General features: G+C 67.4%; 11 protein-coding genes and 1 tRNA gene. 7 read left to right on the top strand and 5 right to left on the bottom strand.

The features are described 5' to 3' along the window. Positions 1-187: 187 nt before the first annotated feature. From NQ034_RS12705 to NQ034_RS12695, 3 genes are all read left to right on the top strand, one after another. The gene (locus tag NQ034_RS12705) at positions 188-1,564 is read left to right on the top strand and encodes a C45 family autoproteolytic acyltransferase/hydrolase (RefSeq protein ID WP_257049261.1); all 1,377 of its coding nucleotides are present in this window, start codon (positions 188-190) and stop codon (positions 1,562-1,564) included. Between the two features lie 88 nt (positions 1,565-1,652). Continuing rightward, a complete protein-coding gene (locus NQ034_RS12700) occupies positions 1,653-2,894 on the top strand; it encodes an amidohydrolase (protein WP_257049260.1) in 1,242 nt (413 codons plus the stop codon). A 35-nt stretch (positions 2,895-2,929) separates the two neighbouring features. Then, positions 2,930-4,366 (top strand): amidase, encoded by a 1,437-nt coding sequence (locus NQ034_RS12695; RefSeq protein WP_257049259.1) that lies wholly within the window; start codon positions 2,930-2,932, stop codon positions 4,364-4,366. 97 nt (positions 4,367-4,463) lie between these two features. Here the strand turns inward: NQ034_RS12695 and NQ034_RS12690 are convergent, their stop codons facing one another. After that, entirely contained in the window at positions 4,464-5,150 is a 687-nt protein-coding gene (locus NQ034_RS12690) for a TetR/AcrR family transcriptional regulator (RefSeq protein WP_257049258.1), read from the bottom strand. A gap of 210 nt (positions 5,151-5,360) precedes the next feature. Between NQ034_RS12690 and NQ034_RS12685 the strand changes: the two genes are divergently transcribed. Next, positions 5,361-8,384: an MMPL family transporter gene (locus tag NQ034_RS12685; protein WP_257049257.1), complete on the top strand. Its 3,024-nt coding sequence runs from the start codon at positions 5,361-5,363 to the stop codon at positions 8,382-8,384. Next, the gene (locus tag NQ034_RS12680; RefSeq protein ID WP_257049255.1) at positions 8,384-10,726 is read left to right on the top strand and encodes a YhgE/Pip domain-containing protein; all 2,343 of its coding nucleotides are present in this window, start codon (positions 8,384-8,386) and stop codon (positions 10,724-10,726) included. The genes NQ034_RS12685 and NQ034_RS12680 overlap by 1 nt, the downstream gene beginning before the upstream one ends. 133 nt (positions 10,727-10,859) lie before the next feature. Here the strand turns inward: NQ034_RS12680 and NQ034_RS12675 are convergent, their stop codons facing one another. The 3 genes from NQ034_RS12675 to NQ034_RS12665 form a co-directional block, all read right to left on the bottom strand. After that, positions 10,860-11,939 carry a 2,3-butanediol dehydrogenase gene (locus NQ034_RS12675; protein ID WP_257049253.1) on the bottom strand — a complete coding sequence of 360 codons (1,080 nt, stop codon included), beginning with the start codon at positions 11,937-11,939 and terminating at the stop codon, positions 10,860-10,862. Positions 11,940-12,034: 95 nt separating this feature from the next. Then, positions 12,035-14,071, bottom strand: a complete 2,037-nt coding sequence (locus tag NQ034_RS12670; RefSeq protein ID WP_257049252.1) for an FAD/NAD(P)-binding protein — start codon at positions 14,069-14,071, stop codon at positions 12,035-12,037. Positions 14,072-14,088: 17 nt separating this feature from the next. Then, positions 14,089-16,380, bottom strand: coding sequence for an LCP family glycopolymer transferase (locus tag NQ034_RS12665; protein ID WP_257049251.1), 2,292 nt, complete (start codon positions 16,378-16,380; stop codon positions 14,089-14,091). Positions 16,381-16,677: 297 nt separating this feature from the next. Between NQ034_RS12665 and NQ034_RS12660 the strand changes: the two genes are divergently transcribed. Together NQ034_RS12660 and NQ034_RS12655 are read left to right on the top strand one after the other, a co-directional pair. Beyond that, positions 16,678-16,766: transfer RNA gene (locus NQ034_RS12660), tRNA-Ser, on the top strand. Between the two features lie 241 nt (positions 16,767-17,007). After that, positions 17,008-17,328, top strand: coding sequence for an XRE family transcriptional regulator (locus tag NQ034_RS12655; protein ID WP_257049249.1), 321 nt, complete (start codon positions 17,008-17,010; stop codon positions 17,326-17,328). Between the two features lie 276 nt (positions 17,329-17,604). Here the strand turns inward: NQ034_RS12655 and NQ034_RS12650 are convergent, their stop codons facing one another. Beyond that, positions 17,605-19,437 carry a phosphoenolpyruvate carboxykinase (GTP) gene (locus NQ034_RS12650; protein WP_257049248.1) on the bottom strand — a complete coding sequence of 611 codons (1,833 nt, stop codon included), beginning with the start codon at positions 19,435-19,437 and terminating at the stop codon, positions 17,605-17,607. Between the last annotated feature and the right edge of the window lie 120 nt (positions 19,438-19,557).

Raw genomic sequence — 19,557 nt, 5'->3', positions numbered from 1 at the left:
GTAAACGCCGAGACGATGACTTCGTCATCGCCTACCGTGAATACCTGCTCGCCGCGTAGGCCACCTCGCCATGGTCGATCACCACCACCATGATCACGACCGGGCTTGACAACCTATAGGAGCATCAGAGGGTGCGACCTTGTGACCCCTGTCGCACCGAGTCGGTGCGGAGTGCTGTAATAGAGGCATGAGCGAATCGCTGCCCGACCCCCTGCAGAGCCTGCTGAAACGCAAACTGGGCCCGGTCACAGGTGCCCCGGGAGGTCGGTCCGCAGCCGATCAGGGTCCGCGTCCGCAGATCCTGCATGTCGCGGGCACCGGCCCACGGGAACGCGGGCTCGCACGGGCCGCGGCCTCGGCCGCCAGGATCCGGGCGGCCCAGCGCGGTTATGCGCAGCTGTTCACCACCCTGGGCATCGACGAACGGGCACAGCGAACGGCCGCCAAGGCCTCGCTGGCCGCGCTCGAAGCCTGGGACCCGGCCCAGGCGGCCGAATTGGCGGGGGTGGCCACCGGCTCCGGCCTGCAGATCGCCGACCTGATGACGACGGTGGCGCGCACGGAGATCCTGACCCTGGCACCTGCCGCGCCGCAGCAGGATGCCGTCGACGGTACCGAGTCGGCCGGCGGCACCGAGTCCGCGGGTCCGGCCGCGGCGGGAGCCGAGATCGGTCAGGAGTGCTCGACCCTGGGCCTGCAGCGCCCCGGTTCCAGCCTGGTCGGCCAGACCTGGGATTGGCACGCGCAGTTCCAGGACTGCTGGCACTTCCACTACGTCGAGGGTCTGCCGGATCCGGCGGAGGACCCGGCCCGGGATGCGGCAGCGGGCACGGTGGCGGCCGCGGCCGAGGACTCCGCGGCCGGGCAGAACCCCTCACCGCTGAACCATGCGGGCTTCGCGGAGTTCGGGATGCTGGGCAAGATCGGTATGAACTCGGCCGGGCTGGCCGTGGACCTCAACATCCTGTCCCATGAGGCGGACGGCCCGGGCGGGGTGCCGATCCACGCCGTCCTGGCCCGGATCCTGGGCTCGGCCCGCACGATCGAACAGGCGCTCGACATCATCGCATCCGCCCCGGTCAGCGCCTCCTCGCTCATCACCATCACCAGCGCCGACCGCGTGCTGATGGTCGAACTGACCCCCGGTGGCCACCGCATCCTGGAACCGGGCCGGACCGATCAGCGCGGAGTGCACGAATCCGGCCGGGATCAGGCGATCTGGTTCTGCCACACCAATGACTTCCAGGACTCCGGACTGGCCGCAGGCCAGAAACGCGGGGGAGTGTCGAACTCGCCTCAGCGGTTCCGAGTCCTCAACGACCGCGTAACGGGGGCCGCGCCCGCCGCGCCCGCCTTCCCCGAATCCGCGGACGGGCTGTTGAATTGGCTGGCGACCGACCCGGGCGCGGACCTGGTCGCCCGGCGGCCCAAGCCGGATGCCCCGCTGGGGCTCAACATCGCGACCCTGGTGACCGTCCGGATGGATCCCGCCCGCAAACTGGTGCGGATGAACGCCGGCCTGCCACAGGACGCGGCGCTGGGCACCGTCGAATTCGCCCTCTGACTCAGCCGTGGCCCCGGCTGCACCATCGTCCGCAACCGTCCGACCACCACACCGACCCCCAGCCACCAGCCACAACCCAAGGAGAACCATGGCACTGCACCAGAACCTCGAACAGGCCCTGACCGCCGACGCACCGGCGATGTTGGAGACGTACAAGCACTTCCACGCCCATCCGGAACTCTCGATGCAGGAGACCCAGACCTCGGCGGAGATCGAACAGGCCGTGCAGGCGCTGGGCTATGAGACCTTCCGCTGCGCCGGCACCGGCGTGGTCGCCGTCCTGCGCAATGGCGAGGGCCAGACCATCGCCTACCGCGCGGACATCGACGGCCTGCCGATCGAGGAGGACACGGGCAGCGACTTCGCCTCGCGGGCCCGCGGCACCCTGGCCGATGGCACCGAGACCTTCGTGATGCACGGCTGTGGCCACGACACCCACATCACGGTGGGCCTGGAGACGGCCAAGCTCATGGCCGAACACCAGGACCTGTGGTCCGGCACTCTGGTGCTGCTGTTCCAGCCTGCCGAGGAAACCGCGGCCGGTTCCGCCGCGATGGTCGCCGACGGCCTGTGGGACCGCGCCCCGCGCCCCGACGCGATCTACGGCCAGCACGTGTGGCCGGGCCGCGCCGGCACCGTCGACCTGATGCTGGGCACCGCCATGGCCACCGCTGACTCGCTCGAGGTCACCGTCTACGGCAAGCAGGCCCACGGGTCGCAGCCCGAGGCCTCGATCGACCCGATCGTGCTGGGCGCGTCCATGGTCACCCGGCTGCAGACGATCGTCTCCCGTGAACTGGGCGCCCAGGAATCCGCCGTCGTCACCGTCGGCTCCTTCCACGGCGGGCTGAAGGAGAACATCATCCCGGACAAGGCGGTGTTCACCATCAACGTGCGCACCCTGGACCACGGGGTGCGAGTGCGCGTGAACGATGCGATCCGCCGGATCATCGCCGCCGAGGCCCAGGCCTCCGGCGCCCCGGAACCGCAGATCCGCGAGCTCTACCAGTTCCCCGAATGCGACAACGACCCGCAGCTGGCCGCGGACCTGGACGCCGCCTTGCGCGCTGAACTGGGCGAGGACTCGGTGATCAACCCGTCCCCGCGGATGGGCTCGGAGGACTTCGGGACCTTCGGCGCCGCGATCGACGTGCCCTACGTCTTCTGGTTCTTCGGCTCGAACGACGCCGCCCAGCTCGAGGCGGCAGGCGGGGTCAAGGGCGTGCCCGGCAATCACTCGCCGTTCTTCATGCCCAGCGATGTCCCACTGACCCTGGCCACCGGTGCACGCGCGGCGCTCACCGCCCTGTTCGGACGCCTGGGCAAGTGAGCGATTCGACCGGACAAGGAGGAGGAACACACCCTATGACCGATGACCTGACCTGGCTGTCCATGCGCCGGCTGGCGCACCTGATCGCCACCGGGGAGGTCTCCAGCGAGGAGGCCGTGCGCGCGCACTTCGAGCGGATCGACGCGGTGAATCCGGCGCTCAACGCGGTCATCACCGAGGATCGTGAGCGCGCCCTGGCCGAGGCCCGCGAGGCCGACGCGGCGCGCTTGGAGATGGGTGCGGACGGGGAACTGCCCGCCCTGCACGGCGTGCCGATGACGCACAAGGACACCCATGAGACCGCGGGGATGCGCACGGCCTTCGGCTCGCCGCTGTTCACCGACAACATCCCGCAGAAGGACTCGCTGATCATCGCGCGGCTGCGCGCGGCCGGCATCATCACCACCGGCAAGACGAATGTGCCGGAACTGGCCGCCGGCTCCCACACCTTCAACCAGGTCTTCGGCACGACGGTCAATCCGTACGACCGGAGCAAGTCCGCGTCGGGCTCATCCGGCGGGGTGGGCGCGGTGATCGCCGCCGGCATCCAGGCCGCGGGCGACGGTTCGGACATGGGCGGTTCGCTGCGCACCCCCGGATCGTTCAACAACGTGGTGGGCTTCCGTCCGTCCAACGGCTTCATCCCGCACGCCCTGCCGGGCGATCCGTGGGCGTGGCTGGCGCAGTCGGGCTTCATGGCGCGTGAGGTCGGCGACGTCGCGCTGCTGATGAACGTGGCCTCGGGTCCGCACCGGCTGGCCCCGCAGTCGCAGCCGCCCACGGACTTCGACCTGCCGGAGTTCGCGCTGGACGCGGACTACCAGCCCAATCTGGCCGGCGTGCAGATCGGTTTCGCGCCCGACCTGGGCGGCCGCCTGAACGTCGAGGCCGAGGTCGCGGCCGTCGTGGGCGCGAGCCAGGACGTGTTCGCGGAACTGGGCGCGGAGCTGACGGAGGAGTGCATCAACCTAAGTGCCGCCGCCGAGGTCTTCCGGGTCCAGCGCGCCTACGATTTCGCGGCGCTCTACGGGCAGCTGCTCAAGGCACAGCCGGAGAAGTTCAAGGACTTCGTCGCGTGGAACATCCAGATGGGCCTGGACCTGGGCGTGGAGGAGATCATCGCCAAGGACAAGGCGCGCGGCCGTCTGCTGCTCGCGGTGGACCGGTTCTTCGCCGATCATGATGTGCTGGTCACGACGACCAGCCAGGTGCTGCCCTTCGACGCCTCGATCGAATACCCCACGCAGATCAACGGGGTCGAGCAGACGGACTACCTGGACTGGATGCGGGCGGCCACGCTGATCTCGCCCACCGGGTGCCCCTCGATCAGCGTCCCGGCCGGCTTCAGTGAGTCCGGGCTGCCGGTGGGCATCCAGATCGTGGGCAAGCCGGGTGCCGATGTCAAGGTCCTGCAGGTCGCCCACGCCTTCGAGGCCGCCACCGGCCACGCCCAGCACCACCCCACCTTCTAATCTGAGGGTTCCACTACGACATGAATTGTCGATATATCGGCTGTTTGGGCCAGAAGTCGACAATTCATGTCGTAGTGGAACTCAGGTTGGGGTCTGATCAGACGAATTCGATGAAGGCGAGCAGGACGCGGATGGTCTGCTCCGGGTCGAAGGCCGCGGTGTCCGAGTCGGGATTGGCGACCAGAGCCGTGAACTGCCGGTCTTTGCCGACCGCGGCCAGGATGCCCACCAGTTCGTCCATCGGAATCGTCGACTTCGCCCCGTGCTGGGCCAGGATGGTCGTGACGATTTCGGCGATCCTGGCCAGCTGGGTGTCGACGAGTTCCCGGAAGCGCGTCTGCAGCCCGGGCGTGCGCAGGGCGTAGAGCTCGATCTCCCGCTGGGCGATCACCCAGTCACGGCTATCGGGGACGAAGGAGACGGCCTCCTCGCTCAGGGCGTCGATCGCCTCGGCGGCCAGCTGTTCGGCGCGTTTCGCGCGCTCGGCGGGAGTCGCCTCCGCCATGATCGAACAGCTGTTCGGGGTGCCGTCGGCCGACATTCCGCCTGCGGCCTCGGCCCGGTCGGTAATGTGCCCGATCGCCTGGTCCATCTGCTGTTCGATCAGGGCCAGGACCAGTTCCTCTTTGCCCTCGAAGTTCGAGTAGAAGGCGCCGCGGGTCAATCCCGCGGCCTCGCACAGTTCCTCGATCGAGGCGCCGGCGACGCCTCGTTTGGCGAATACGGGTACTGCCGCGGTCAACAGTTTTTCGCGGGTCCTGGCGCGGCGGGCCGTGATGGTCATGCGGGGGCGGGCGTCCTTTCGGGCGTGTCGGGTCGGAATGCGGGTGACCGACCCGGATCTGGGGTGTTGTGGGCCGGCTGCGTTGCATCGGCCCCTGCCTAAAGAATACACTTCTGTATCGGATACACCAATGTATCGAACGGGGTCCCCCGCTCGAACCGTATCCGCTCACGACCCACCCCGGACACCTGCCGTCACGAAAGAGAACACGTGTCATCCTTCCTGTATGAACTGGGACGCAGAGCGTTCCGACACAAGAAAACCGTTCTGGCCACCTGGTTGATCATCCTGGTGGCCATCGGCGGTTTCGTCGGGGCGTTCTCCAAGCCCTTCGCAGACGATTTCACCCTGCCCGGCTCCGAGGCCCAGGAGGCCCTGGACTCGATGAAGCTGAGCTTCCCGCAGGCATCCGGGGCGTCCGCGCAGATCATTATCGTCGCCCCCGACGGGCAGCGCGTCGACCACAACCCCTATAAACAGGAGATGAAGGACGCCGCGGAACGGATCGGCGATCTGGACCATGTGGAGACGGCCAGCGCGCCCTTCAACGCGATGATCGAAGGCGGCATCAGCGACGACAAGTCCGCCGCGATCATCAACATCAGCTACGACACGGACCGCTTCAACCTGCCCGATGACACGCAGGACAAGTTGCAGGCCCAGGTGGACGAACTGCAGAACGATCTGCCCAAGGGCAGCCAGGTGGAGCCCGGCGGCGAGGTGTTCCAGATGACCGGGGTGTCAATGGGCGCCACCGAGGTGATCGGCGTGGTCATCGCCTTCTTCGTCCTGGCCATCACCTTCGGGTCCTTCCTGGCCGCCGGCCTGCCGCTGATCACCGCGATCGTGGGTGTGGGCGTCGGCATGCTGATCCTGGTGTCGATGACGGCGTTCACCACGGTCTCCTCGACCTCGCCCACCCTGGCGGCGATGTTGGGCCTGGCGGTCGGCATCGACTACGCCTTGTTCATCGTCTCCCGCGCCAGACAGAACATGCGCCACGGGCAGGACCCGGAGGAGGCCACCGCGCAGGCCACGGCCACCGCCGGCTCGGCCGTGATCTTCGCCGGCACCACGGTCATCATCGCCCTGGTGGGCCTGAGCATCGTGCGCATGTCCTTCCTGACCATCATGGGCGTGGCCGCGGCGATCACCGTCGCCGTTGCCGTGTTGGTGGCGCTCACCCTGGTGCCCACCCTGTTGGGCTTCCTGGGCACCCGGGTCGATCCGCACCGCAAGGTCGCCAAGCGGGCGCAGAAGGACGCGCTCGCCCAGGGGGCTTCCAAGCACGAGGCCAGGGCCGCCGGAGAACGGGCACTGGCAGCCGCGCGGATCCGGGCCGCCGAGGCTTACGAGGCCGCACAGGCCCACCAGGGCGCCGAGGACGCGGCCCCGGCGGGTGCCGACGCTCGCACGGGTGCCCCGGCGAGTGCCGCCGAGCCGGCCGGAGTCGAGCAGGAGGGTGCGGCTCTGCTGAGCGCGGCCTCGGCCCCGAAAGCCGGGGGACGACCCCGCAAGAGTTTCGCAGAACGCTTCTACGGCGGCTGGGTGAAGGCCGCGACGAAGGTCCCGATCCTGACGATCGTGGTGATCGTGGTGGGCCTGGGCCTGTTCGCGATCCCCGCCTCGAAGATCCAGCTGGCCATGCCCAACAATGGCACGGAGGATCCAGGCACGCCCGCGCGCGTCACCTATGATCTGACGACCGAGCACTTCGGCGAGGGCTTCAACGGTCCGCTCATCATGCTGGCCGACGGTCTGGCGACCTCGGACGAGCCGATGGACGTGATGGACGATATGAAGGCCGACATCGAGAAGGTGCCCGGCGTCGTCAAGGTGCTGGCCGCTGTGCCCAATCAGAACGCGGACACCGGCATGATCCAGATCGTGCCGCAGACCGGCCCGTCCGATCCACAGACGGAGGAGACGGTTCAGGCACTGCGCGATATGAAACAGCACTTCAAGGACGACTACGGTGTCGACACATCGGTCACCGGCGCGACGGCTCTGTATTCGGATATCTCAGCCCAGCTGGGCCGCGCCCTGCTGCCCTTCGGCGCCTTTGTGGTGGGCCTGTCCTTCATCCTGCTGATGATGGTCTTCCGGTCGATCGCGGTGCCGATCAAGGCGACCCTGGGCTTCCTGCTGTCGGTCGTGACGTCCTTCGGCATCATCTCGCTGGTGTTCGTCCAGGGCCACGGTGCCTCGTTGATCGGGGTCGATCAGGCCGGCCCCGTGATCTCCTTCCTGCCGATCATCGTGATGGGCATCCTGTTCGGCTTGGCGATGGACTACGAGGTGTTCCTGGTCTCCGGCATGCGCGAGGCCTACGCACACGGCGCATCGGCCAAACAGGCGATCCTGCGCGGTTTCACCGGTTCCGCCGCGGTCGTCACGGGTGCTGCGATCATCATGTTCAGCGTGTTCTTCGCCTTCGTGCCCGAAGGCGCCGCGATCATCAAGTCGATCGGCCTGTCGCTGGCGGTGGGCGTGTTCACCGATGCGTTCATCGTGCGCATGACCCTGGTGCCGGCAGTGATGGCACTGCTGGGCGACAAGGCCTGGTGGATCCCCAAGTGGCTGGACAAGATCCTGCCGCACTTCGACGTGGAGGGCGAGGGGCTGTACCACCAGGTCAAGCTCAAGGACTTCCCCGTGAAGGATTCCCCCTACGCCGTCTACGGCGAGGGACTGAGCCTGGGCACCAAGCGCCACCCGATCTTCGAGAACGTGGACGTGGCGCTCAAGCCCGGCGAGGTCCTGGGCATCACCGGCCACGGCACCCCCGGACTGGTGCTGGCCCTGTCGGGCCGCGCCAAGCTGGACGGCGGGGAGCTCAAGGTCGGACCCTATGTCCTGCCGGAGCAGGCGAACAAGATCCGCAATTCGACGCCGTACCTGAATATGGACCCGGCCGAGGACGCGATGGTGCCGGCGCTGAGCAAGCTCGAACAGCTGGCGGCCAAACCACCCAAGCTGTTGGTGGTGGACCGGGCGGACCAATCCCGTGATCCGCAGACGGCCCAGGCGGTGCGCACCCTGGTGGGCAATGCGCTGACCAGCGGATCCGCTGTGGTGCTTGGCCTGACGAATCCGAAGGCCCTGCAGATGCTGCCGGCCGAGGTCGTCCTGCACCGGCTTGACCTGGACGCGATGGCGTCCGGCGGGCCCCGCGGAGAGGAAACGGAAGAACTGACAATGAACATCGCCGAATCCATGGGAGGGGCGAACTGATGGCACTGTTCGAACGCGCGGACGCCGGCAAGAAGGTGACCTGGGTATCGGTCATCGGTCTGATCCTGGTGCCGCTGATCATCGCCGCCGGCTTCGTCTTCGCCACCTGGAAGGTCTCCGACCGGATGGGCGAGGTCAAGGCCGCGATCGTCAACGACGATGACGGCGCGAAGATCCAGGGCCAGCAGGTGCCCCTGGGCAGGATGCTGGTCTCCGGCCTGATGGACGACGACACCGACGGCAACTACAAGTGGTCACTGGCGGACGTGGATTCGGCCGAGGCCGGGCTCAAGTCGGGCGAGTACGTCGCCGTCGTCCACATCCCCAAGGGCTTCTCCCGGGCCGTGGCCACGGGTACCAAGGACGATCCGTCCGAGGCCGTGCAGGCGACCATCAGCGTGACCTCGTCCAAGGTCTCCCCGCTGAGCGATTCGATGATCTCGCAGTCCATCGGCAATGCCGCGCGCGATAAGTTCAACCGCGAATGGGCCGAACAGGTGCTCGACGGCATCTACGTGGGCTTCAACGATATGGGCAAGCAGTTCAAGACCCTGGCCGATGCGGGCAATAAGCTGCACGACGGGGCCGACGGTCTGGCCGACGGCAATAAGGAATTCGCCAAGGGTGTTGGCAAGTTGGGCGACGGTGTGGGCCAGTTGGGCACCGCGGGCGCCAAACTGGGCGATGCCGGTTCACAGCTGGCAGCCGGCGCCCCGCAGCTCAAGGCCGGTGGAGACCAACTGGCCAAGGGCGCGAAGCAGCTGGGCGATGCCGGCGGCAAGATCGCCAAGGGCGTGCCACAGCTGACCAAGGGCGGCAAGGCCCTGGCCGACAATGGCGAGAAGCTGGGCAAGGGCGGTAAAGACCTGGCGAAGGAGGCTCCGAAGCTGAAGAAGGGCGGCGCGGAGCTTTCCAAGAACGGGTCGAAGTTGTCCGGCGGACTCCAACAGACTGCCGACGGAGTCAAGGAATACACCGATGGGGTCGGGCAGTTCCAAAAGGGAATCAAGACCAAGGGTGACAATCTGAAGAAGATCCCTAGCCTTGCAATCCTGAAGAGCCAAGGGCTGGTCGGCGGAGAGAAGGGCCTGATCTCTGAAGATCAGGCTGATGAAGTAGAGGCTCAGTGCAAGGGCGACGCTAGCTGTGAAGCGATCTATCTGAAGGGTATCGCCTCTGGCATGCAGGGCGACTCGGAACTGGCGAAGCCTCTGGCCGAGAATGGTGACAAGGTCGCTGACGGTATTGGACAGCTCGCTCCCGGAGTCAAGAAATACACAGACGGTGTCTCACAGTACACCGACGGCGTCGGCAAAATGGCGGACGGCGTGGCCAAGTACGGCACGGGCGTTGCCCAGTACACCGACGGGGTCGCGCAGTACACCGACGGCGTTGGCAAATTCGCCGACGGGGCCGCCCAGTACGGTACAGGTGTTGGGAAGTTCTCCGACGGCGTAGGAAAGTACACCAAGGGTGTTGGCACCTTCGCCGACGGCGTCTCGCAGTTCGGATCCGGCGTCTCCCAGTACACCGGAGGCGTCGTCAAGCTCAGTGCGCAGATGCCGCAGATGACCAAGGGCGCGGACAAACTGGCCGACGGCACCGAGAAGTACGCCGACGGTGTCGGCAAGTTCGCCGATGGCCTCGACGAGGGCAAGGACTCGGTCCCGCACTACTCGAAGTCCGATAGGGAGACCCTCAAGGAGGTCACGGCCGCTCCGATCAAGGTCGGCAGCCTGGACTCCCTGAATAAGTTCCCGATCGCCTCTTCGATCGCACTGCTGCTGGTCATGGCGCTGTTCCTGGGCGCGCTCATCGCCTATACGGTGCTGCGCCCGGTCTCCGCGGCCTCGCTGACCAGTCGGAAGCGCTCCTTCGTCATCATGCTCAAGGGTCTGCTGCCGGGTCTGGGCATCGCGGTGGTCCAGTCCCTGGGGCTGACGATCCTGTGCCAGGTGCTGCTCAAGCTCAACACCGTGGACTTCGTGTCCCTGCTGGGCTTCACCGTGTTCGCCGGCATCGTGTTCACGGTGGTGAACTTCGCCCTGGTCGCCCTGTTCGGCGGCGCCGGCCGGTTCATCGGCGTCATCCTGCTGGTGCTGGGCGTGACTGCGAAGATTCTCACGGCGGTGCCCGGCTGGCTGTCCGGCCTGGCGGGTATCTCCCCGCTGACACCTGCAATCGATGGTGTGGCGGCAGTGGTGACCGGCGCGGACGGCCTGGGCAAGGCCTTCGGCCTGCTGCTGGTCTGGCTGGTGCTGGGTGTGGTCGCGGGCATCGCGGCGGTCGCCAAGAAGCGCAGCGCCGGATTCGAACAGATCCAGCGCCTGGCGCACGCCTAACCGATCCGGCTCCTTGGCCCATGGGCATCCGCCTATGGGCCAAGGCTGCGGATGAATGGCCGAGGCCCCGGCCGGGTTCCATTTTCACGGAACCCGGCCGGGGCCTCGGCTGTATCGGGAGGGGTTCGTCCGTTCAGTCGCGGGAGGTCTTGACCAGGATCTTCACCGCGGTGTCATTGTGGTTGATGAGGGTGTCGAAGCCCTCGGCCACGATGTTCTCCGGATCGATCCGCTTGGTCACGAAGGCCTCCAGGTCCAGCTTGCCGGAGTTGACCATGGCGATCGAGTCCTCGAAGTCCTCGGGCAGATAGGCCATCGTGCCGGAGAACGTGGCCTCGGTGTAGTGGAGCTCCGCGGCGACCTGTATCTCCAGGGGCTTGCCGTGCAGCGCGATGATCTGCACGTGGCCGCCGGGGCGGACATTGGCAATCAGTTGGTGGGTCACAGGGCCCACACCGGCGGCGTCGAAGACCATATCGGCGCCCAGGCCATCGGTGACCCGGACGACCAGGGCGTTCAGATCCTCGTCGATCGGGTTGATCGCGTAGTCGGCGTGCGATGCGCTCAGGGCGATGTCGCGGCGCGCCTGGGACGGTTCCGACACGATGACCGTCAGCCCCTTGGCCTTGAGGATCGCGGCGGTGAACAGGCCGACGGGACCGGCGCCGCCCACCAGTGCGGTCTGCCCTGCAAGCGCCCCGGACAGGCGCACCGCGTGGGTGGCCACGGACAGCGGCTCCAGCATGGCGGCGTGGCCCAGGTCCATATCGCCCACCACGTGCACATTGCCCGCCGGCACGTTGACGTACTCGGCCAGGCCGCCGCCCCCGCCGGAGATCCCGAAGCCCCACTGTTTGCGGCAGATATTCGACTTCCCGGACCGGCAGGCGGCGCATTCCCCGCAGGACACGTTCGCGCGCACCGCCACGTTCTGCCCGATGGAGACGTCCTCGACGCCCTCGCCCAGTTCGACGACGGTGCCGGAGAACTCGTGGCCCAGCACGATCGGCAGGGTCTCGCCGGTTAACGGGTTCTCCTCCGTTGCGGTGGGCGTATTGCCCGTGAAGCCGCCATCTGTGAACATGTGCAGATCGGATCCGCAGATGCCGTTGTAGGCCAGCTTCAGCTTGACCCAGCCCGGCTTGGGGGCCTTGGGTTCCGGAATGTCCTCGACCCGCAGGTCGTGTGCGTCGTAGAACATGACTGCGCGCATATCTCTTCATCCTCCTCGATGATGTGATGAGTTTCCATCCATGATTTTACAGTTGTAAAGACAAGGTGGTGGGGGTGCGGCATGTGACCTTGGGGTCAGTCGGCGGTTGCCGAGCCCCCTGTGATCCCCAGAATCTCGCGGGCGATCGTGTCGGCGTCACGCAGCGTCCGGGCATCGGTGCCCGGGTTCGCGGCGATCGCCAGACCCAATTGGACATCGGACAGCTGGATCGAGAGCACGAAGCGGTGTGGGTGCTCCCGGCCCAGGGAATCGACGGTGTGATGGGCCGGTCCCGAGACCCGCAATCCCGTCCCCGGGATCAGCGTCGCGCCGGAGCGGACCTCGGCTGCGGACAGTCTGCCGCGTTCCACCAGCCCGGAGACGAGTCCATCGGCGGCCCGCCTGACGTTGTTGGCCGGCGAGGCCGCATCCACCAAGGCCCTGGCCCGCACCTCGCCGGGCACTGCGGGGGATGACACGAGGAAGCCGGCCGGTGCGCCCGCCGGGCTGCGCCGCACCTGCATCCGGGGCCCGGCGAAGCGCACCAACCCGGCCTCGGCCAAGGCGATGAGTTCGGCGTAGCGCTGCGGCGGCGGCCCATCGCACAGTCCGGCGACCAGGTCCTCGAACCAGCCCCTGACCTCGGTCGCGAAGCTGTCGGGGGCCAGCCGGCCATCGGCCACGATCTCCTTGAGCAGGGTGCGGGCGGCCCACAGCACGGCGAAGACCGCCTTGGACGGAGCCAGCTCGCAGCCGAGCAGGGAGTCGCGCAGGTCCTCGCGCAGGAAGGCCAGCATCGCATCGTGCAGGGATTGCCCCTCGGCCGCCGAGGCCCCCGCCTCCCGGGTGGTGAACTCCCTGCCCTCGAGGGGCCGGGCCAGGCGTGCCAGGTCCAGACGATTGGTGGGCTCCGGCACCGCGCGCGCCTCGAAGGCCTCCCAGGCGCCCCTGACTTCGGCTGCGGTGCGGCCGTGCACCGGCCCGGCCGAGTTCGAAAGGCCCGGCTCCAGCCCGGCCGCGGTCGCAATGGCCCGTTCCATGGCCTCGGCCGAACAGGTCAGCGCCTCGGGGGCCGAGCGGCGCATTGCCGTGTACCAGGCCAGCCGCAGATCGGCCAGGATGAGCGGCCACAGGTGTTCGTTGAAGCGCAGCGGACCGGTCTGAGTCGGAATTCCGGCGGCCTCGGCGGTGAAGAAGCGCAGCCGGTAGTCCGGCATGCCGTGCTCGGCGGTGACCGGCTTGCAGCGGTAGGGGGTGCCGCGCCGGGAGCCTGGGACCAGAATCGGTTCGGCGCCTGAGGCCCGGTAGATGAGCTCGTCCCCCGCGGGCTGGAAGCTTCCGCCGCGGCCATGGGTCAGTCGGGCCATGAGGTCGAAGAAGTTCAGGCCGAAGCCGCGGAAGGCCACGGGCTCGCCGGGCAGTAGGCCGTCCAGATCGGCCTCGGCGGGCAGTCCGGGTGGCACGTAGTCGAGCCCGGCGTGCTGGGCGAACTCGGCGAAGGAAGCACGTTCGGCGCCGGGGGCCGTGGGGATGTGGCCCAGGCACAGCACCACATCGGTGACCTCCAGGGTCGTGCCGTCGGATAGGCGGAGCAGCTGCCGGTCCTGCGCGTGATCGGGCTCGACGATGTCGGTCGCCTGTGCCCGGTGGACCCGCAGAGTGACGCCGGGGGCTGCCTCGGCGGCCTCGCGGACGAGTTGGAAGGCATCGTCCAGGTAGGCGCCGTAGAGGCGGCGGGAGGGGAAGACCGTCGCGCACTCCGCAGCGGTGTGGGCCGCCGGGCGGCCGGGGGCACATTCGACGTCTGCGCGGCTGCGCCACCAGGTGCCCATATCGGGCCCCAGGCCGGGTGCCAGGCCGGTGCAGGTCCCGTCCGGGAAGACCGTCTGATCGCCGATCGTGGTGTTCATCAGCAGTTCGGCTGCCTGTCCGGTGCGCCAGACGCGGCCCGCACCGGGCGGGTACGGGTCGATCAGATCGATGACGAGGTCCGGTACCGGGCAGGACGCCGAGTGGGTGGTCGCAGTTGTGCCGATGCGCCCGGCGGTCGCGCGGGCATTGGCGATCAGCCGTTCACAAACGCTCAGACCGCGGGGCCCCGCGCCCACCACCGCAACGCGGACGGTGGGCACTGCCGGGCCGCCGCCGGTCACTTGTCAGCGGGGCCGGGCCAGCCCAATTTGGTCCAGTCGGTGCCCTTGGGGCGTTCCGAGGGATAGCACATACCGGACTCATCCTCCAAGCCGGCCTTCTTGGCGCGGTCCTCGGAGGTCTCCGGTTCATCGGTCTCGGTCGGTTCGGCGCTCGGTTCGTCTGTCGCCCCGCTCTTGTACTTGTCCGAGCTGTCGACGCCCTCGACCGCTTCCTGCTGGCTCTTGGTCTCCGGATCGGTCTGTTCCTCGACCCAGTCCTTGAGCTCATCGAAATCGGGCTTGTAAGTCTTCGTCACGCCGTTGTTGATCTGCGCGGACTTCAACTTGCCGCTTTGCATCTTGATGGCAAGCTGCAGGAATGCCGGGATCTCATTGCCGGGGATGCTGGTAGCGACATTGTCCCCGGCGGCGCCGGCCAGCTTCGGATAGGCGACTGCGATGGTCTGCGGATCGGCCTGGCTCAGTACGGTCTTGAGCATGCGCTGCTGGCGGCACATCCGGTCGTAGTTGTCCGATAGATGGCGGGAACGCACGTACCACAGGGCCTTCGAGCCCTTGAGCTTCTGCTTGCCGGGATCGATCCAGCCCTTGACGGGGTACATGCCCCCGGTGGACAGGTTATGGCCGCCGCCGATCGGAATCGGGCGCTCCACATCGATCGTCACGCCGCCCAGAGCGTTGACGACGTCCTTGAAGCCCTGCATGTTGACACTGGCCCAGTAGTCCAGGTCGAGGCCGGTGGAACCGGTGACCGCCTGCATGGTCGCCCACATGCCCAGTTCCAGGCCGTGGGTGTCGACGTCCTTGAAGTCGTCCTTGTTGTCGGTGCTCCAGTCCCAGACCGCGTTGATCAGGTCCTCGTCGGAACTGCCGGTGGGACGGAAGCCCTCGGGCCAGCGCTTGGCCAGCGGGCTGCCCTTGGGGAAGATCGGGAAGGCCAGGTTGCGGGGGATCGAGATGAGCGTCGTATTGCCCGTCTGCGTGTCGATCGAGGCGACCAACATGGTGTCGGGGCGCGTGCCCTCGCGGGTATCCGAGGAATCCCGGCCCATCAGGAAGACGTTGACGTGCTTTTTATCGGCCCACAGATCCTCAGCGCTCATCGCCGGTCCGGCATCGGAGCCGAAGATCTTGCTGTAGGTGGAGGCCGTGACGCGTGAATAATAGGCGCCCACGCCCATGGGCAGGCCGGTGATGAGGATGAGCGAGGCGACCAGCACTCCGCCCAGCAGACGGCGGCTGCGGGTCAGTCGGTGCCCCCGCCGCAGACTGAAGTAGGAGATGAGGATATTGATCGCATAGATGGCGATCAGTCCCATGAGCAGATAGGACAGCACCGTCATATCCGCGGCGCTGCCGATGAAACCGGTCAATGCCCGGGTGGGACCCTTGATGAGTGCATAGGCTGCGATCGCCACCAGAGTGAGGACGAATCCACCGAACAGCACCCAGCCGGTGGGGCTGCGCCGGTTCCGGTGCAATACGCCCAGTCCGGGGACCAGGGTGCCCAGGGCGGTCCACCCGACCAGTCCGGGGAAGCTGGTGTTCGCGCCCGCCCGGTAGCTGGGGTGGCGGCGTGCGTCTGTGTCGTCCTCGGGCCGGATGTGAATGGTGCCGTCGGGATCGCGGGCCGGGATGGGTGCCCGGGCTGCAGCGGTTGCCGCGGCAGCCGCTGCGCCGGTCGTACCCTGTGCAGCGCCGGCTGTCGCACGTGCATTCGTGGCCGCGGCAGCCCCGGCGGCAGTCGTCCCGGCCGTCTCTGCGGCTCCGGCGAGGCCGTTGGGGCCCGGGCGCGGAGTGCTCGACTCGTGTGCCCGGCGGGCGTGCCGTGGATTGCCGCGGCGTGCGCCGGGCCGGTGGTCTTCGGACTCGGCGTCCTCGTCGGTGGAGTCCGTCCCTGTGGCTGCCTCCCACGTGGCGGGTGGGGTTTCGGTGCTCGGCTCCATGGAGAAGGTGGAGGGGATCTGTGAGGTTCCGGGTTGGGCCGTGTCACCAGCCGCGTGCTGCTGGGAGGGCGCCGGGGGGATGCCATCGGCCGTATAGGCGCTTTCGGCCTCGCTGCGCGGGCTCAGATAGCGGTTGCCCATATGGGTCTGCGCCGCACGGGCACGGGCGGCCGCCTCCATGGCCTTGCGTTCGGCCCGGGTGCGCGGTACCTGTGAACTGCCGGGCGTTGCGGGCGCCGAACTCGCGCGCTCCTCGCCGCGGAAGCTGGGTTTGGCCGATGCGCGGCGGGGCTCAGCGGGCGAATCGGGCATCTTATCGCCCTTGTTGTCCTCTCCCGACAATCCGAACTCCTTGAAATCGTGCCCGGCTCCGGACGGGCCCACCGAGTGGGGTGGCCGCCGTAGAAGGCATGGGCGTAGTGCAAAACCATCCCGAGTTTATCGGTTCCGGCTGTGTAAACGTGCAGATCCGGACCCGTAGTGCCTGGACGGTCGGATGAGAGGTCGCCATGTGACCCTGTACAGGGCGTTGTACGGCAGATCCTGTGCGGCAGGGGAGCCGTTCGTTTTGCGAGGCCGTCCGTTTATCTGTAGGCTAGTGCTGGTTGTGTTCCCGCCCTCGGGTGGGAGGCGATCAGTGGAGTCGTGGCTGAGCGGCCGAAAGCACCACCCTGCTAAGGTGGAGTCCCTTGAACTGGGGACCGAGGGTTCAAATCCCTCCGGCTCCGCGTTGTATGAAACCCCCGTTTGCCCAGTGTTCGTCTGGGTGAGCGGGGGTTTCTGCATGCCCGGGGCCCGAACCCCGGATGATCCGAAACCGGGGGTACATCCCCGGTTTCGGGTCTTCTGCCGGGGTGAAGTCATGTGGAATCCACCTGGGGCACGTACGCTGGTGCTGAGGACATATTCTCAGGGCACAGTGACCTCGGATGCCGAGGCCGGCGGCCCACGATTCGAGGAGGAAACGAAATGGCTGCAGCACGACTGTTCTTCGACGGTTCGCTGGCGCGCTCTGCCCGAGCTCTGGTCCAGGTCGGCACCGGCACGGTGGCGGACCGCGCCGGCCTGTCCGAGGCCGAGGTCCTGGGCTTCGAACGGGGCATGCACTCGCTGACCGATGACAAGCGCGAGGCGATGATCTCCGCGCTCGAGGGCCTGGGCGCCCACTTCATCTCCGATGAGGCCGGCGGTTCGGGCCACGGGGTGCGGCTGAAGTTCAGCAAGGCGACCGCCGCCGAAGTCGAGGATATGGAGGGCCAGGGCGGGATCGTCGGCTTCGACGACATCTGATCCATGAACCCGGCGCGGGTCCGGCTCCGGACGGGCCCGCGGCCAACCGGATCGAGAACGGAATGATCGAAAAGAAGAAGGGCACGCACTCTGGCTCAAGAGTGCGTGCCCTTCCGGTTCATTGGCCTACATCGTTGTAGCCGGTTCTGGTGGGGACAATCTGTGGGTATTCGCGGTGCGGGGACACCGCGGGCTTCCCGGCCGAGGCCGCACGGACTCAGAGTGCGTGATGCACGTGGGTCCGTGTCGCCTCGGCCGGAGGTCGCCCGGCTGTGATCAGCGGGCGTTGATGCGTTCGCGCAGCGCGTCGACCTGGGCCTTGAGCTCGGCGGGGACGGCATCGCCGAGCTCGGCGTACCATTCCTCGATCGAAGCCAGTTCGGGCTCCCATTCCTCCGGCTTGACGGCCAGGGCCTTCGCCAGCTGCTCATCGGTGATGTCCAGACCGTCGACGTCCAGGGCGCCGGGGGCCGGAACCAGGCCGATCGGGGTCTGCACGGCCCCGGCCTTGTCGTCCAGGCGTTCGGCGACCCACTTGAGCACGCGGGAGTTCTCCGAGAAGCCCGGCCACAGGAACGAACCGTCCTCATCGCGGCGGAACCAGTTGACGTAGAAGATCTGCGGCAGCTTGGCGCCGGCGGTCGCTCCGATGTTCAACCAGTGCTGGAAGTAGTCGCCCACGTTGTAGCCGATGAACGGACGCATGGCCATCGGGTCGCGGCGGACCACGCCGACCTTGCCGACTGCGGCAGCGGTGGTCTCCGAGCTGAGCACGGAACCCATGAACACGCCGTTGGTCCAGTCCGAGGTCTGCACGACCAGCGGCATCGTCGTCTTGCGGCGACCGCCGAACATGATCGCGGAGATCGGCACACCGTTGGGGTTGTCGTACTCCTTGGCCAGCGTCGGCACATTGGTGATCGGAGTGCAGAAGCGGGAGTTCGGGTGGGCCGCCTTGGTCTCCGACTCCGGAGTCCAGTCGTTGCCGCGCCAGTCGGTCAGGTGGGCGGGGGCCTCATCGGTCATGCCCTCCCACCAGACATCGCCGTCGTCGGTCAGCGCGACGTTGGTGAAGACGTTGCCGCCCTCTTCGATTGCGCGCATCGCGGTGGGGTTGGTGCCGTAGCCGGTGCCCGGCGCCACGCCGAACAGGCCGAACTCCGGGTTGACCGCGTACAGCTGTCCGTCCTCGCCGAAGCGCATCCAGGCGATGTCGTCGCCCAGGGTCTCGGCCTTCCACCCGGGGACGGTCGGTTCGATCATGGCCAGGTTGGTCTTGCCACAGGCGGACGGGAAGGCCGCGGCGATGAACTTGACCTCGCCCTCCGGGCTGGTCAGCTTGAGGATCAGCATGTGCTCGGCCAGCCAGCCCTCTTCATGGGCGATGGACGAGGCGATGCGCAGCGCGTAGCACTTCTTGCCCAGCAGGGCGTTGCCGCCGTAACCGGAGCCGTAGGACCAGATGGCGCGGTCCTGGGGGAAGTGGGTGATGTACTTGGTCTCGTTGCAGGGCCACTTGACGTCCTGCTGGCCCTCGGCCAGGGGCGCGCCGACGGAGTGGACGCACTCGACGAAGCTGCCGCCGTTGCGGTCGATCGCGTCGAGCACGACATTGCCGGTGCGGGCCATGATCATCATGGACAGGACGACGTAGGGGGAGTCCGTGACCTCGACGCCGAACATCGGCTGCTTGGCCTCGGTGTGGCCCATCACGAAGGGGATGACGTACATGGTGCGCCCCGCCATGGAGCCGGCGAACAGGTCGTCGAGGATGGCCTTCATCTCCGTGGGAGCCATCCAGTTGTTCAGAGCGCCGGCGTCTTCCTCCTTCTCGGAGCAGATGAAGGTGCGGTCCTCGACGCGGGCGACGTCATTGGGGTCGGACGCCGCATAGAAGGAGTCCTTCTTCTTGTCCAGACGGACCAGGGTGCCCGCGGCCACCAGCTGGTCTTCGATCGCGTGCCGCTGAGCGGCGTCGCCGGTGATGAATTCGATGCGGGCCGGTTGTGTCTTATCTGCGATCCGGCGCACGAACTCCAGAACGTGGGCGTTCTTGGTCGGCGCACATGCGAGCTGGTCTTCGACTGAGCCAGTGTCGAGGACTGTCATCGGCGTTACTCCAAATCTTTTGACGGACTGCCGGGAACTGGCCCGATCCTGGTGAGGTTCGGCCCGCTGTTCCCGGCGGGTGATAATCACGGTAGGGGAGGGGCGAATGCCGATTCAGCG

Origin of the sequence: Brevibacterium moorei (genome assembly GCF_024580735.1) — a bacterium.
In the GTDB taxonomy this organism is placed as follows: domain Bacteria; phylum Actinomycetota; class Actinomycetes; order Actinomycetales; family Brevibacteriaceae; genus Brevibacterium; species Brevibacterium moorei.
Note: the sequence above shows the minus strand (reverse complement) of the source record. Positions and strands in the feature narration are given on the sequence as shown.